Here is a 10,586-nt window from a genome sequence, read left to right as displayed (position 1 = left end):
CCAAGACCTCCTCCCCGGAGAGGGTCACCACCAGGCGGAGCACCCCGTGGGTGGAAGGGTGCTGGGGGCCCACGTTCAGGGTCATGACCTCGGTGCGGAGCTCCTTGGGCTCCTCCGGGGGGGCGTCTAGGGAGATCTCCTCCAGGAACTCTTCCCTCATCCTTTAACCTCCCGGGCCTTCTTGAGGTCGGCCCAAAGGGACCGGTAGCCCTTGCGGCTCCCGCCCTTGTAAAAGGTGAGGCCGGGGTCCTTGCCGGTGAGGGCGGCGCGGAACTCCGCCGGGATGATGTAGCGCCCCTCGCGGAAGAGGGTGGGGGTTTCGCCCAGGGGGAAGTCCTTGCGCAAGGGGTGGCCCTCGAGGTCCTCCGGGGTGAGGATCTTGCGGAGGTCGGGGTGGCCCTCAAAGACGATGCCGAAGAGGTCGTAGACCTCCCTTTCCAGGAAGTTCGCGCTCCCCCAGAGGTCGGTCACCGTGGGGAGCCTGGGGTCCTTCTCGGGGACAAAGACCCGGGCGAAGAAGCGGCTCCCGTCCCCATCCCTGTAGCCCGGCAGGGAGACCAGCTCGTAGACCACGGCGAAGCGCTCGGGGCGGGGGTCGGGGTACTCCAGGTAGTCTATCCCCACGATGTCCGCCAGGTAGTTGAAGCCCATCTCCTTGTACCGGGCCATCTCCTCCTTGAAGCCCTCCTTCGGCAGGACCACCCAGAGGTTGCCGAGGCCGTTGTCCTCAATGGGGTACCCCTTGGCCCGGGCCTCCTCCAAGACGCGTTCAAGCCGCATGCCTCACCCCCTCGCCCGCCGCCAGGCGGCCACGGGCGGAAGCTTCCGGCCGCTTTCGTCGTAGGCCTCGCCCCGCACCTTCTTCTGGAGCTGCATCACCGCGTAGATGAGGGCCTCGGGCCTCGGGGGGCAGCCGGGGACGTAGACGTCCACCGGCACCACGGAGTCCACGTTCTGCACGATGGCGTAGTTGTTGAACATCCCCCCCGAGCTCGCGCAGGCCCCCATGGAGATCACCCACTTGGGGTCGGGCATCTGCTCCCAGACCCGGCGCATCACCGGGGCCATCTTCTTGGAAAGCCTCCCGGCCACGATCATCACGTCCGCCTGGCGCGGGCTTGCCCGGAAGACCTCGCTCCCGAAGCGGGCCAGGTCGTTGCGGGCGTCGGTGGAGGCCATCATCTCGATGGCGCAGCAGGCGAGGCCGAAGGTGGCGGGCCACAAGGAGTTGCTCCGCCCCCAGGCCACGAGCTTCTCCAGGGTGGTGAAGAGGATCCCCTCCCTTTCTAGCTCCTGCACGTCCCGCTCAAAAAGGTCCTTCAGCGCCACCGCATCACCCCCTTCCACCACTCGTAGAGGAAGCCCACGAAGAGGAGGAGGGTGAAGGCCAGGACCCCGAGGAAGCCGTAGAGGCCAAGCCCGCCCGCGCTCACCGCGTAGGGCCAGAGGAAGGCCACCTCCACGTCAAAGAGGATGAAGAGCATGGCCACCACGTAGAAGTGGACGGGAAAGCGCCGCACCTCCCCGGCGGGGTCGTTCCCCGACTCGTAGGGCATGAGCTTGGCCCGCCCCGGCTTCTTGGGGCCGAGGAGGGCCCCCACCAAAAGGGCCGCCACCCCGACGAAGAGGGCCACCCCCAGGTAGATGAGGACGTTCACGTACTCCTGAATCGGCGCCAAGGTCCCCTCCTTTCGTGCATCCCTTCACGAGCAGGGTCCCCAAATTCCCAAGGACCCGCCCAGGTTCCTGCCCATCTTACTACCTCATCCCCGGGACAAAGGGGTAGGGCTACACCGTGCCCGAGGCTATTGGTGTAGCTCCCCGCGTTATGGGACAAACGCCGCTACACCTCGGTGTAGGTAAGCGCCTCCTGCAGGCGGCGGAAGGCCTTTAGGTCCAGCTCCTCGGCCCGCACTCCCTGGGAAAGGCCCAGGGCCTTTAGGGCCTCACCCACCCGCGCCTTGGAGTAGCCCGCGGCGGCTAAGGCGTTGAGGAGGGTCTTGCGCCGCTTGGAAAAGGCGGCCTCCACCAGGGCGAAAAGTCCTGGGTCGTCCGGGGCCCCCGTGGGGGTGAGGCGCACCAGGCTGCTCCAGACCTTGGGCGGGGGGAAGAAGGCCCCGGGGGGGAGGTCAAGGAGCCTTTCCGCCCGGGCGTGGTGGGCGACCCGGAGGGTGAGGACCCCGTAGGCCGGGGTCTTGGGCCTTGCGGTCATGCGCTCGGCCACCTCCTTCTGCACCAGGAAGACCAGGCGGGCGAAGCGCCCGGCTTTGAGGAGGCGGGTAACCAGAGGGGTGGCGATGTTGTAGGGGAGGTTGGCCACGAGGAGGCTTCCTTCCGGCACCTCCTCCCAGGGGTAGAGGAGGGCGTCCTGGAAGACGAGGCGCGCCGGGAGGCCCGAAAGGGTCTCCTCCAGGACGGGCCTCAGGCGCAGGTCCTTCTCTATGGCCGTGACCTGGGCCCCGGCCTCGAGGAGGGCCCGGGTGAGCGCCCCAAGCCCCGGCCCCACCTCAAAGACGGGCCCGGTGAAGGGCCGGGCCGCCTCCACGATGCGGTGGAGGTGGGCCTCCGAGACCAGGAAGTGCTGGCCGAAGCGCTTTTGGGCGAAGAGGCCGTGGCGCAGGAGGAGCTCCCGCACCGCCTTGGGGGAGGCCAGGGGGTTAGCCATGGAGGCGCTTGACCCTAGGCCTCAAGGGCTCCTCCCCGGGGTCAAGCTCCAGGTACTCCCCGAGGTCCAGGGCGTCAATGAGGGCGAACCGCTCCTTGAGGAGCACTCCCTCCCTCATGGGCACGTGCCCGTAGACCCCGAAGCGGTAGCCCATGCGCTCCACGTAGTCGGGGGTGCGGAACCACCAGGTCTTGGGCTCGCTTTGGGCGTAGAAGAGGTCGTCGTACTCCTGAAGCCAGGGTACGGGGCCCACGTGGGCGAAGTGGACCCCCTTTAGCACCAGTTCCCGAGGGAAGGAGGCGAACCAGCGCTTCAGCCCCTCGGGTAGGGGCCGCCCCCCGTGCTCGGGGTGGAACTCCAGGTGCTTGAGGTGGCGGTTGCCCAGGATGGGCTCCCCCTTGAGGGCGGCCTCGTCGTGGTTCCCTAGGAGGATGGTCACGTGGCCTTCCGCCTCCTCCTGGAAGCCCTTCAGGCGAAAAAGCTCGCGGATCTGGGCTCCCGCGGCCAGGCGGAGGTGGGTGGGGTCCTCGGGGTCGTAGGGGGAGAGCCCTGTAAGGCGCTCGTAGTCCCGGAGGGTCTTGGGGTGGACCAGGTCGCCGAGGAGGACCAGGCGCGCCTCGCCCCTCCTCAGGGCCGCCGTGGGGCGGAGGTGGGCGTCGGCCAGCCCCTCGGCCTTGAGGAGGCGCCAAAGGGCGGGGAAGTTGGCGTGGAGGTCCCCGACGGCGATGACCCTCATCCCTTGAGGAGTTTCCGAAGCTCCCCGTAGAGGCCCCGGGTTTCCTCGGGGGTTTTGCCGTAGCCCCCGTATTTGGTGATGATCCGGGCCGCCTCCTTGCCCAGGCCCTTCTCCTTGAGCCTCTCCAGGAGCTGGTCAATGAGGCGGTAGGCCTCGGGCTTTTCCTCTTCTTCCGGGGCCTCGAGGCCCTCCCCCTCGCCTTCGGGGAGGCTTGGGGGGGTGAAGCGGCCCTTCTCGGGGTCGTAGTCCACCCACTGCTTCTCCAGGCGGTAGAGGTACCGCCCCACGCCGAACTTCACCGCCGCCCGCTTGAGGGCGTCGGAGAAAGCGGCCTTTAGAGAGTCCCCCTCCCCCACGTCCTCCTTGGTGACCCCGAGGACGGTGAGGCGGCACTTGACCTCGCAAAGGCGCTCCCGCTTCTCCCCCCGCTCGTCCCCCAGGAGGCGCTCCTGGTCGGAGAGCACCTCGTAGGCATCGTGCCAGCCCTCCGGGCCCACCACCTTGTCCAGCCGGTCCAGTACGGTGCGGGCGTCCACGTAGGGGACCACGAGGGCGCGCCGTTTGTCCCGGGAAAGGGCCTCTATGCGCCACTGCACCTCCCCTTTGGGGAAGGGTTCGGCTAGCTTGCGCCAGACTTCGTCCATAGGTCCAAGTTTACTTTAGCCTTTTCTCACCCTAAAGTTCCTCAGAGGAGGGAAGCTAGAGGCATGAAGCGCTGGCTTTGGTTTCTGCCTTTTCTGGCCGTGGCTTGGGCTTTGGAGGTCCGCCTCACCGCCACCCTCGCCTTTGACCTCTTTCCCCAAGCGGTGGTGGTGGAGCGGGTGGCTGAGCCCCAGGGTATCCTGGTGGTCTACAGCTACTCCCGGCCGGAGGCCATCTTCCGCTACCACGACGAGGACCTCCGCCGCCGGGGCTGGGTGCGGGTGAAGTACGAGGTAAAAAAGAACGAGTGGAAGGCGGAGTACCGGAAGGGTAAGGCCAAGGCCACCCTCTCCGTCAAGGACAAGAAGGGCCGGGTGGAGGTGCGCCTTAAAGAAGGGGACTAGACAAGGCCCGGGCCCCTTGCTACCCTAAGGGGCGCGTGGGGCCGTGGCGCAGCTGGGAGCGCGCCTGAATCGCACTCAGGAGGTCACGGGTTCGAGTCCCGTCGGCTCCACCAAAAACCCCCGCCCAAAGGCGGGGGGCAAATGTCTTGGTAGGAGGAGTTGCCGGAAAGCCGTACGAAGAGGGTGTCGGCGGTGTTCCAGATCGTCGGGCTTCCCCGGGAGGACCAGGATTAGCGTTTACGGAGGCGCTACCCTCATACCCTTTTGGCGTGAATCCTTTGCCTAGGCCAAGGCCCTAAGGCCTCTGTGGGCCTTCTTTCCCGGGGCCCCCAGGCTGGCGCAAGCCAGCCTGGGGTGGTATTACAGGCCGAGGAGCCACTCCACGAAGGCGTTCACCACGTCGTTCTCTGCTAGGAGTTCGGGGTTTTCCAGGACCGCTAGGTAAAAGGCGCGGACGAGGTCTGGGGGGGGATCCCTAAGAAGCTCCTGGACGCTTTTTCCCGGGTAGGGTCCCTTCTCCAGAGGGGCGGTCAGGCGGGGGGTGGTGGCCAGGGGAGCGGCCTCCTTGAAGGCTTCCAGGGTTCTCTCCAGGAGGAGGCGCTCCCCGTCCACACCCAGGGCTTCCTTAGGGGTAAGGAGGGGGTTTCCCGAGAGGCCCCGCGCCTCGAGGCCCAGGGCGTAGAGCCTCCGGGCGAGGCTCGGTGGGCCCGCCTCCAGGGAGAGGAGGACTTGGGCCTTCCCGTGGCGGACCTCGAGGGTGTACCGCCCCTCCTCCGGCAGGGTGACGGCGGGGGCCACCTCCTCCAGGGCCGCCGTGAGGGGAGGGAAGCCCAGGGGCTTGGACTCTCGGGCCACCGCCTCCCCCTCCCGCCAGAGGAGGGTTTCCAGGGCCTCCCTGCCCAGGTAGGGGGTTCCCTCCAGGCGCACCACGGGGAAGACCGCCTCCCCTTTGCGGAAGGGCCGGGCGTCCTGGTCTTCGGGGATAAGGGTCAGCCTGAGGACCTGTAGGCGCACCTGGGGGGCCTCGAGGCGGGCCAGGGCCCTCCTGGCGGCGAAGGCGGCGGGGTGCTTGGGGTAGGCCTCGAGGAAGGCCCGGTAGAGGGGTGGGGCCTCCAGGCCCGCCCGCTCCGCCAGGTAGGCTCGGAAGAAGAGGGCCAGGGGCTCTTCCCGTTCCTCCAGGTCCTTCAAGGCCTCGGGGTAGTCCTCGCCCTGGTCCAGCCTCAGGGCCCGGTCGTAGGCGGCCTTGGCCCCGAGGAAGTCCCCGTAGATGGCCTTGAAAAGCCCCAGGTTGTAGTAGGCGGTGGCGTTGGGGTTTAGGCCCACCGCCTTTTCCGAGGCCCGGATGGCCCGGGGGAGGTCCCCGGTGAGGTAGTAGGCCCAGCCCAGGTTGGTCCAGTAGAGCCAGTAGTCGGGGCGGAGGGCGAGGGCTTTGAGGAGGGCTTCCTTGGCCTCCTCCCCCTTGCCCTCCTGGAAAGCGGCGAAGCTCGCCTCTTCCCAGGCCAAGGGGAGTTCGGGAAAGGCCTCGGCCAGCCTCCTGGCTGAGGCCTTCCAGCGCTCGTCCTCCAGGGCCCGGAAGAGGAGGTGGGCCGCCGTCCTTTCCAGCACGTCCCCTTCCTCCATGGCCTCCGCCAGGGCCAGGGCCTCCTCCTTTTTCCCCTCGGCGAGGAGCCGGAAGGCCTCGTAGGCCCGGGGGAGCCTCCCCTGCCAGAGGAGAAGGAGCCTCTCTGGAAGAAGCCCCTCCAGAAGCCCGCTTCCCCGGCCTTCCTTCAGGTCCAGGGCGGAGCGGTGCAGGGGGTCGGGGTCCTCCCCCTGGGCCAGGGCCCGGAGGCGTGCCTCGGGGAGGGAGGGCTTGGGCAGGGCGCTGAAGCGGGGGGCCAGCCCCTGCCCCTCCAGCCAGAGCCAGGCCACGGCGGGGGAGGGGAAGAGGCCCTCCTTCACCCCTCCTTCCTGGGCCAGGTAGAGGCGCAGGCCGCCCCGCTCCTCCTTTCCCACGAGGAGCCAGGTCGCCCCGGTGATTTCCCGGGCGAGGCGGGCCCCGCCCGGGCTGTAGAGGCCCCCGGCCAGGTCGTACCCGCCCTGCCAGGGGGGGTCGGGAAGGAGGAGGGCGAGGAGGGTGGGGGGCGGGGCCTTCAGCCCTTCCGCGAAGGCCTGGGCCAGAGTGTAGCCCCCTTCCCCCTCAAAGGGCAGCACCAGCCCCTGGGCCAGGGCGAGGCCGAGGAACCAAACGCCTGCGAGGGAGCGCCGCATGGCCTCACTTTAGCGCTTTTCCTTGAGGACGAGGTAAGCGAAGCGGAATAGCCTTGGGGCCCGCCGCCAGCGCTTCGGGTCCAGCCCCACCCTTAGGAGCCACTCCAGGCCAAGCCTCTGGGCCCAAAGAGGGGGGCGCCTGGCCTCTCCCGCCAGGACGTCCAGGGTGCCCCCCACCCCCATGGCCACCCGGGCCTCGAGGTGGGGCTTGTGGCGGTGGATGAAGGTTTCCTGCCTTTCGCCCATGCCCACGAGGAGGAGGTCGGGGGCCGCCTTCCGGATGGCCTCCACCACCGGGACCTCTTCCCGGAAGTAGCCGTGGTGGAAGCCCACCACCCTGGCCCCTAGGCGCTCCGCTTCCCGGGCGGCCCGCTCTGCCACCCCCGGCTTCCCCCCGAGGAGGTAGACCCGAAGGCCGGGAAAGCGGCGGAAGAGGGCCAGGGTGAGGTCCACCCCGGTGACCCGCTCCTTGAGGGCCACCCCCAAAAGGCGCTTCGCCGCCCAGAGGATCCCCACCCCGTCCGGGGTGACGAGCTCAGCCTCGAGGACGGCCCGCTTCAAGGCCTCGTCCTCCTGGGCCCGCACGGCGATCTCCGGGTTTAGGGTCACCACCTGGTGGGTCTTCGCCCCTTGAAGGAAGGCCCCGATGCGTTCCAAGGCCCCCTCCATGTCCACGGGGTCCAAGGGAAGCCCGAGGAGGGTCAGGCGCTCCATGCCACGAACCTCTGGGCGTAGCGGTCCTGGGTCAGCCCGTAAGCCTCCTTGGGGAAGAAGTGGACCTCGGCAAGCTTGGGCACCACGGGGTCCACCCCGATGAGGCTCGCCCAGGCCAGCTCCTCGGTGCGGCCCTGGCGGTGGAGGGCCTGGCCCTCGGGGCTTTGGAAGAGGGCCTCCTGGGGGTCGGGAAAGGCCTTGAGGAGGAGGGCGGGAAGGCTCGGCGGGGCCTCGGGGGCGAGCTTGCGCTCCAGAAACCCCAAGGCCACCGCCGCCGAAAGCGAGGGCTCGGGCGCCCCCGAGGGGCGGAGGGTGGGGTCCTTTAGCCCCCGGGCGGCCTCGAGAACCGCCTTGGCGTTCCTCAGGCTCGCCAGGTACACCTCTTCTTCTTCCGGGAGGAGGCTCGCGTTCAGGGTGGGGGCCGAGAGCACGGCCCGCCTGCCACGGACCGCGGCGGCCTCTAGGTCCAGGAGGGAGAGCCTCCCGTGGAAGCCCTCCGGGGGAAACCCCTCCACTTCCCCGAGGAGAAGGGCCTCCTCCGGGAAGGCCTCCGCCAGGAGGCGGGCCACCTTCGGCCCCGGGGCCACCCAGACCTCCCGCGCCCCCAAGGCGAGAAGGCGGGTGAGGACGCTTCCCGCGGGCAGGACTTCCACCAGGATCAGGGGACCCCGGGCCGGCCTCAGGCACAGGTCAACCCGGCACACCCCGCCATGATACCCTAGCCTGGGCGTATGCGGCTTAAGGACCTGGGCGAACGGGCCTTCCTCGCGAGGCTCGCCCCCCTGGGCTACCCCAAGGAGGCCCCTCTCCCCCCAGGGGACGACGCCGGGGGGGTGTGGGCGGAGGGGAGGGCCTGGCTTCTCAAGACCGACGGCTTCCTCTACCGGGAGGTGGCCCTAAGGGGCATGGAGCCCTTTGAGGTGGGGTTTCGGGGGGTTTCGGCCACGGCCTCGGACCTCCTCGCCAAGATGGGGCGGCCTCTTGGTTTCACCCTCGGGCTCTTCCTCCCCGAGGACCTGGAGGAGGCCTTCGCCGTGGACCTTGTACGGGGCGCGGCGGAGGCGGCCAGGCGGCTTGGGGCCTTCCTCCTTGGGGGGGACACGAACCGGGGGGAGGAGGTGGCCCTCGCCGTCTCCGGCTTCGCCCTGGCGGAGGCCCCCCTGCCCCGGAAGGCCCTCCCCGGGGACCTCGTCTACCTGGCGGGGGACCGGTGGGGGAGGACGGGGGCGGCCATAAGGGCCCACTATGAGGGGCGCTCCTTGGAGGGGTTTCCCGAAATCCGGGAGGCCGGTTTTTGCCCCTTGCCCCGCCTGGAGCTCCTGGCCCTTTCCGGCCTTCCCCGGGGAAGCCTGGACTCCTCCGACGGCCTCGCCGAGACCCTCTGGCAGCTTTCGGAGCTCGGGGTGCGGGTGGAGCTGGAGGCCCTCCCCCTCTACCCCGACGTCCTGGCCTTCGCGGGGAGGGAGGAGGAGGCCCTAGAGCTCGTCCTCTACGGGGGCGAGGAGTTTGAGGCGATCCTCCTCCTGCCTCCAGAGGCCGAGGGGGAGGCCCTTGAGCGGGCTAGGGGGGCCGGGCTTCCCCTCTTCCGGGCCGGGCGGGTGGAGGAGGGGCAAGGGGTCTACCTCCGGGGGGAGGCGGTGCCCCGTAAGGGGTACGCCCACTTCGGACCCCGGGAGGGCCTCCTCCCGGGTTAAGCGGGGGCTGGCCCTCGGGCGCCCGGTCTCCCGCCTTGGCTCCCGTCGGCCAAGAAAGAGCTTTCCTTCACAAACAGGGGCACCCCCCGGGGCTAGACTCCCTCCCGTATGGAGGCCACCCTTCCCGTTTTGGACGCGAAGACGGCCGCTCATAGGAGGCGATCCATCCGCCGCTACCGGAAAGACCCCGTGCCCGAGGGGCTGCTTAAGGAGGTCCTCGAGGCCGCTCTCCGGGCGCCCTCCGCCTGGAACCTCCAGCCCTGGCGGATCGTGGTGGTGCGGGACCCCGCCACCAAGCGGGCCCTGAGGGAGGCGGCCTTCGGCCAGGCCCACGTGGAGGAGGCCCCGGTGGTCCTCGTTCTTTACACCGACCTCGAGGACGCCCTCGCCCACCTGGACGAGGTCCTCCACCCCGGGGTCCAAGGGGAAAGGCGGGAAGCCCAGAAGGCCGCCATTCGGGACGCCTTCGCCCGCATGACCCCGGAGGAGCGGGCGGCGTGGGGGGCGGGGCAGGGCTACCTCCTCCTCGGGTACCTGCTCCTCCTCCTGGAGGCCTACGGTCTCGGAAGCGTGCCCATGCTGGGGTTTGACCCCGAGAGGGTGAAGGCGATCCTGGGGCTTCCGGCCCACGCCGCCATCCCCGCCCTGGTGGCCTTGGGCTACCCGGCGGAGGAGGGCTACCCCTCCCACCGCCTGCCCCTGGAGCGGGTGGTCCTTTGGCGCTAGGGAGGGGGAAGAAGCCAGCGGGTCTCCTCCCGGAGGACCCGGGCCAGGCGGGGGCTCCTTTGGGGCAGGCTTGCCCACTCCTCCAGGGTATAGACCAGGGCCTCCGCAGGCACGGGAAGCTCCTCTAGGGGAAGCCCCAGGGGGCGCTTCCAGGGAGGGAGGTCTGAGGCCTCCACGATGAGCGCCAGGTCCAGGTCGCTTCCCACCCCGTGGTCCCCCCGGGCGTAGGAGCCGAAGTAGCCCGCGGCCAAAAGCCCGGGGATGGGGTGGCGGGAAAGCCAAGCCTTAAGGGCCTCCTCCACCTCTTCCCGGCTAGGCCATCTGAGCACGGACGAACCCAAGGACCTCACGGGCATAGCTCACCGCCTCCTCGCTCTGCAAGGGCCCGTAGTGCTCCGCCGAAGGCCCCTCGGGGAAGGCGTCGGGGTAGCGGGTAGGGATATAGAGCCCGTCCAGGTAGCGGGCCTTCTCCACCAGCTCCTGGGGCACCTCCAAGGGAAGTTCCTTCAGAAGCCGGGCCACGAGGTGCCCCCAGGCCTCCTGGCCCAGGTGGAGGTGGAGGGCCTTCGCCGCCTTCTCGGCCGCCTGCTGGGCGGCGAAGCAGGCCCACTCGTGCCTTCCGGCGTTCCGGGCGATCTCGGCCATCTCCAGGTCCTTCTCCGCCTGGAGAAGCCAGTCCTTAGCCCGGTTCATGCCCTCAGTTTACCGCTATACTCGGGGCATGCGGGCCTTCAAGGCGCACCTCCGGGGCCTCGCCC

14 protein-coding genes, 1 tRNA gene and 1 pseudogene are annotated in these 10,586 nt (G+C 69.4%); 4 read left to right on the top strand and 12 right to left on the bottom strand.

Features of this window, described 5'->3' with window-relative positions:
- The 7 genes and pseudogenes from ABJK26_RS07015 to ABJK26_RS06985 all read right to left on the bottom strand — a co-directional run.
- Positions 1–160, bottom strand: a pseudogene (locus tag ABJK26_RS07015) (NADH-quinone oxidoreductase subunit D); the annotation flags it as partial.
- Positions 157–780 (bottom strand): NADH-quinone oxidoreductase subunit C, encoded by a 624-nt coding sequence (locus tag ABJK26_RS07010; RefSeq protein ID WP_347241567.1) that lies wholly within the window; start codon positions 778–780, stop codon positions 157–159. The gene ABJK26_RS07010 and the pseudogene ABJK26_RS07015, both read right to left, overlap by 4 nt.
- Before the next feature lie 3 nt (positions 781–783).
- Positions 784–1,329 carry an NADH-quinone oxidoreductase subunit B family protein gene (locus tag ABJK26_RS07005; RefSeq protein WP_347241566.1) on the bottom strand — a complete coding sequence of 182 codons (546 nt, stop codon included), beginning with the start codon at positions 1,327–1,329 and terminating at the stop codon, positions 784–786.
- Positions 1,320–1,679, bottom strand: coding sequence for an NADH-quinone oxidoreductase subunit A (locus ABJK26_RS07000; RefSeq protein ID WP_347241565.1), 360 nt, complete (start codon positions 1,677–1,679; stop codon positions 1,320–1,322). The genes ABJK26_RS07005 and ABJK26_RS07000 overlap by 10 nt, the downstream gene beginning before the upstream one ends.
- Before the next feature lie 164 nt (positions 1,680–1,843).
- On the bottom strand, positions 1,844–2,665 hold the full coding sequence (gene rsmA, locus ABJK26_RS06995) for a 16S rRNA (adenine(1518)-N(6)/adenine(1519)-N(6))-dimethyltransferase RsmA (RefSeq protein ID WP_347241564.1): 822 nt from the start codon (positions 2,663–2,665) through the stop codon (positions 1,844–1,846).
- Entirely contained in the window at positions 2,658–3,401 is a 744-nt protein-coding gene (locus tag ABJK26_RS06990; RefSeq protein WP_347241563.1) for a metallophosphoesterase, read from the bottom strand. The genes rsmA and ABJK26_RS06990 overlap by 8 nt, the downstream gene beginning before the upstream one ends.
- Positions 3,398–4,045 (bottom strand): Rad52/Rad22 family DNA repair protein, encoded by a 648-nt coding sequence (locus ABJK26_RS06985; RefSeq protein WP_347241562.1) that lies wholly within the window; start codon positions 4,043–4,045, stop codon positions 3,398–3,400. The genes ABJK26_RS06990 and ABJK26_RS06985 overlap by 4 nt, the downstream gene beginning before the upstream one ends.
- Before the next feature lie 63 nt (positions 4,046–4,108).
- Here ABJK26_RS06985 and ABJK26_RS06980 point away from each other — a divergent pair, with 63 nt between their 5' ends.
- On the top strand, positions 4,109–4,447 hold the full coding sequence (locus ABJK26_RS06980) for a hypothetical protein (protein WP_347241561.1): 339 nt from the start codon (positions 4,109–4,111) through the stop codon (positions 4,445–4,447).
- Between the two features lie 37 nt (positions 4,448–4,484).
- A tRNA-Ala gene (locus ABJK26_RS06975) sits at positions 4,485–4,560 on the top strand.
- Positions 4,561–4,807: 247 nt separating this feature from the next.
- Here ABJK26_RS06975 and ABJK26_RS06970 read toward each other — a convergent pair.
- Genes ABJK26_RS06970 through ABJK26_RS06960 form a run of 3 tightly spaced genes read right to left on the bottom strand, consistent with a single transcriptional unit; the run spans position 4,808 to position 8,112 of the window.
- On the bottom strand, positions 4,808–6,694 hold the full coding sequence (locus ABJK26_RS06970) for a hypothetical protein (RefSeq protein ID WP_347241560.1): 1,887 nt from the start codon (positions 6,692–6,694) through the stop codon (positions 4,808–4,810).
- Between the two features lie 9 nt (positions 6,695–6,703).
- Complete coding sequence (locus ABJK26_RS06965) at positions 6,704–7,408, bottom strand: WecB/TagA/CpsF family glycosyltransferase (RefSeq protein ID WP_347241559.1); 705 nt, start codon at positions 7,406–7,408, stop codon at positions 6,704–6,706.
- Positions 7,396–8,112, bottom strand: coding sequence for a 2-phosphosulfolactate phosphatase (locus ABJK26_RS06960; protein ID WP_347241558.1), 717 nt, complete (start codon positions 8,110–8,112; stop codon positions 7,396–7,398). Before ABJK26_RS06960 ends, ABJK26_RS06965 begins: the two co-directional genes overlap by 13 nt.
- Before the next feature lie 27 nt (positions 8,113–8,139).
- Between ABJK26_RS06960 and ABJK26_RS06955 the strand changes: the two genes are divergently transcribed.
- Together ABJK26_RS06955 and ABJK26_RS06950 are read left to right on the top strand one after the other, a co-directional pair.
- Positions 8,140–9,102 carry a thiamine-phosphate kinase gene (locus ABJK26_RS06955; RefSeq protein WP_347241557.1) on the top strand — a complete coding sequence of 321 codons (963 nt, stop codon included), beginning with the start codon at positions 8,140–8,142 and terminating at the stop codon, positions 9,100–9,102.
- A gap of 108 nt (positions 9,103–9,210) precedes the next feature.
- Positions 9,211–9,828 (top strand): nitroreductase family protein, encoded by a 618-nt coding sequence (locus ABJK26_RS06950; RefSeq protein ID WP_347241556.1) that lies wholly within the window; start codon positions 9,211–9,213, stop codon positions 9,826–9,828.
- Here ABJK26_RS06950 and ABJK26_RS06945 read toward each other — a convergent pair.
- Complete coding sequence (locus ABJK26_RS06945) at positions 9,825–10,184, bottom strand: nucleotidyltransferase domain-containing protein (RefSeq protein WP_347241555.1); 360 nt, start codon at positions 10,182–10,184, stop codon at positions 9,825–9,827. The two genes, ABJK26_RS06950 and ABJK26_RS06945, sit on opposite strands and share 4 nt — an antisense overlap.
- A complete protein-coding gene (locus ABJK26_RS06940; RefSeq protein ID WP_347241554.1) occupies positions 10,141–10,521 on the bottom strand; it encodes a HEPN domain-containing protein in 381 nt (126 codons plus the stop codon). The genes ABJK26_RS06945 and ABJK26_RS06940 overlap by 44 nt, the downstream gene beginning before the upstream one ends.
- Positions 10,522–10,586 lie beyond the last annotated feature (65 nt).

It is taken from the genome of Thermus sp. (assembly GCF_039793865.1).
In the GTDB taxonomy this organism is placed as follows: Bacteria; Deinococcota; Deinococci; order Deinococcales; family Thermaceae; genus Thermus.
Note: the sequence above shows the minus strand (reverse complement) of the source record. Positions and strands in the feature narration are given on the sequence as shown.

Excerpts from the sequence above, each read along its gene's own strand:
- ABJK26_RS06965 (WP_347241559.1), bottom strand. The coding sequence starts at position 7,408 with ATGGAGCGCCTGACCCTCCTCGGGCTTCCCTTGGACCCCGTGGACATG.
- ABJK26_RS06970 (WP_347241560.1), bottom strand. The coding sequence starts at position 6,694 with ATGCGGCGCTCCCTCGCAGGCGTTTGGTTCCTCGGCCTCGCCCTGGCC.
- ABJK26_RS06990 (WP_347241563.1), bottom strand. The coding sequence starts at position 3,401 with ATGAGGGTCATCGCCGTCGGGGACCTCCACGCCAACTTCCCCGCCCTT.
- ABJK26_RS06945 (WP_347241555.1), bottom strand. The coding sequence starts at position 10,184 with ATGCCCGTGAGGTCCTTGGGTTCGTCCGTGCTCAGATGGCCTAGCCGG.
- ABJK26_RS06950 (WP_347241556.1), top strand. The coding sequence starts at position 9,211 with ATGGAGGCCACCCTTCCCGTTTTGGACGCGAAGACGGCCGCTCATAGG.
- rsmA (WP_347241564.1), bottom strand. The coding sequence starts at position 2,665 with ATGGCTAACCCCCTGGCCTCCCCCAAGGCGGTGCGGGAGCTCCTCCTG.
- ABJK26_RS07010 (WP_347241567.1), bottom strand. The coding sequence starts at position 780 with ATGCGGCTTGAACGCGTCTTGGAGGAGGCCCGGGCCAAGGGGTACCCC.
- ABJK26_RS06940 (WP_347241554.1), bottom strand. The coding sequence starts at position 10,521 with ATGAACCGGGCTAAGGACTGGCTTCTCCAGGCGGAGAAGGACCTGGAG.
- ABJK26_RS06980 (WP_347241561.1), top strand. The coding sequence starts at position 4,109 with ATGAAGCGCTGGCTTTGGTTTCTGCCTTTTCTGGCCGTGGCTTGGGCT.
- ABJK26_RS06955 (WP_347241557.1), top strand. The coding sequence starts at position 8,140 with ATGCGGCTTAAGGACCTGGGCGAACGGGCCTTCCTCGCGAGGCTCGCC.
- ABJK26_RS06985 (WP_347241562.1), bottom strand. The coding sequence starts at position 4,045 with ATGGACGAAGTCTGGCGCAAGCTAGCCGAACCCTTCCCCAAAGGGGAG.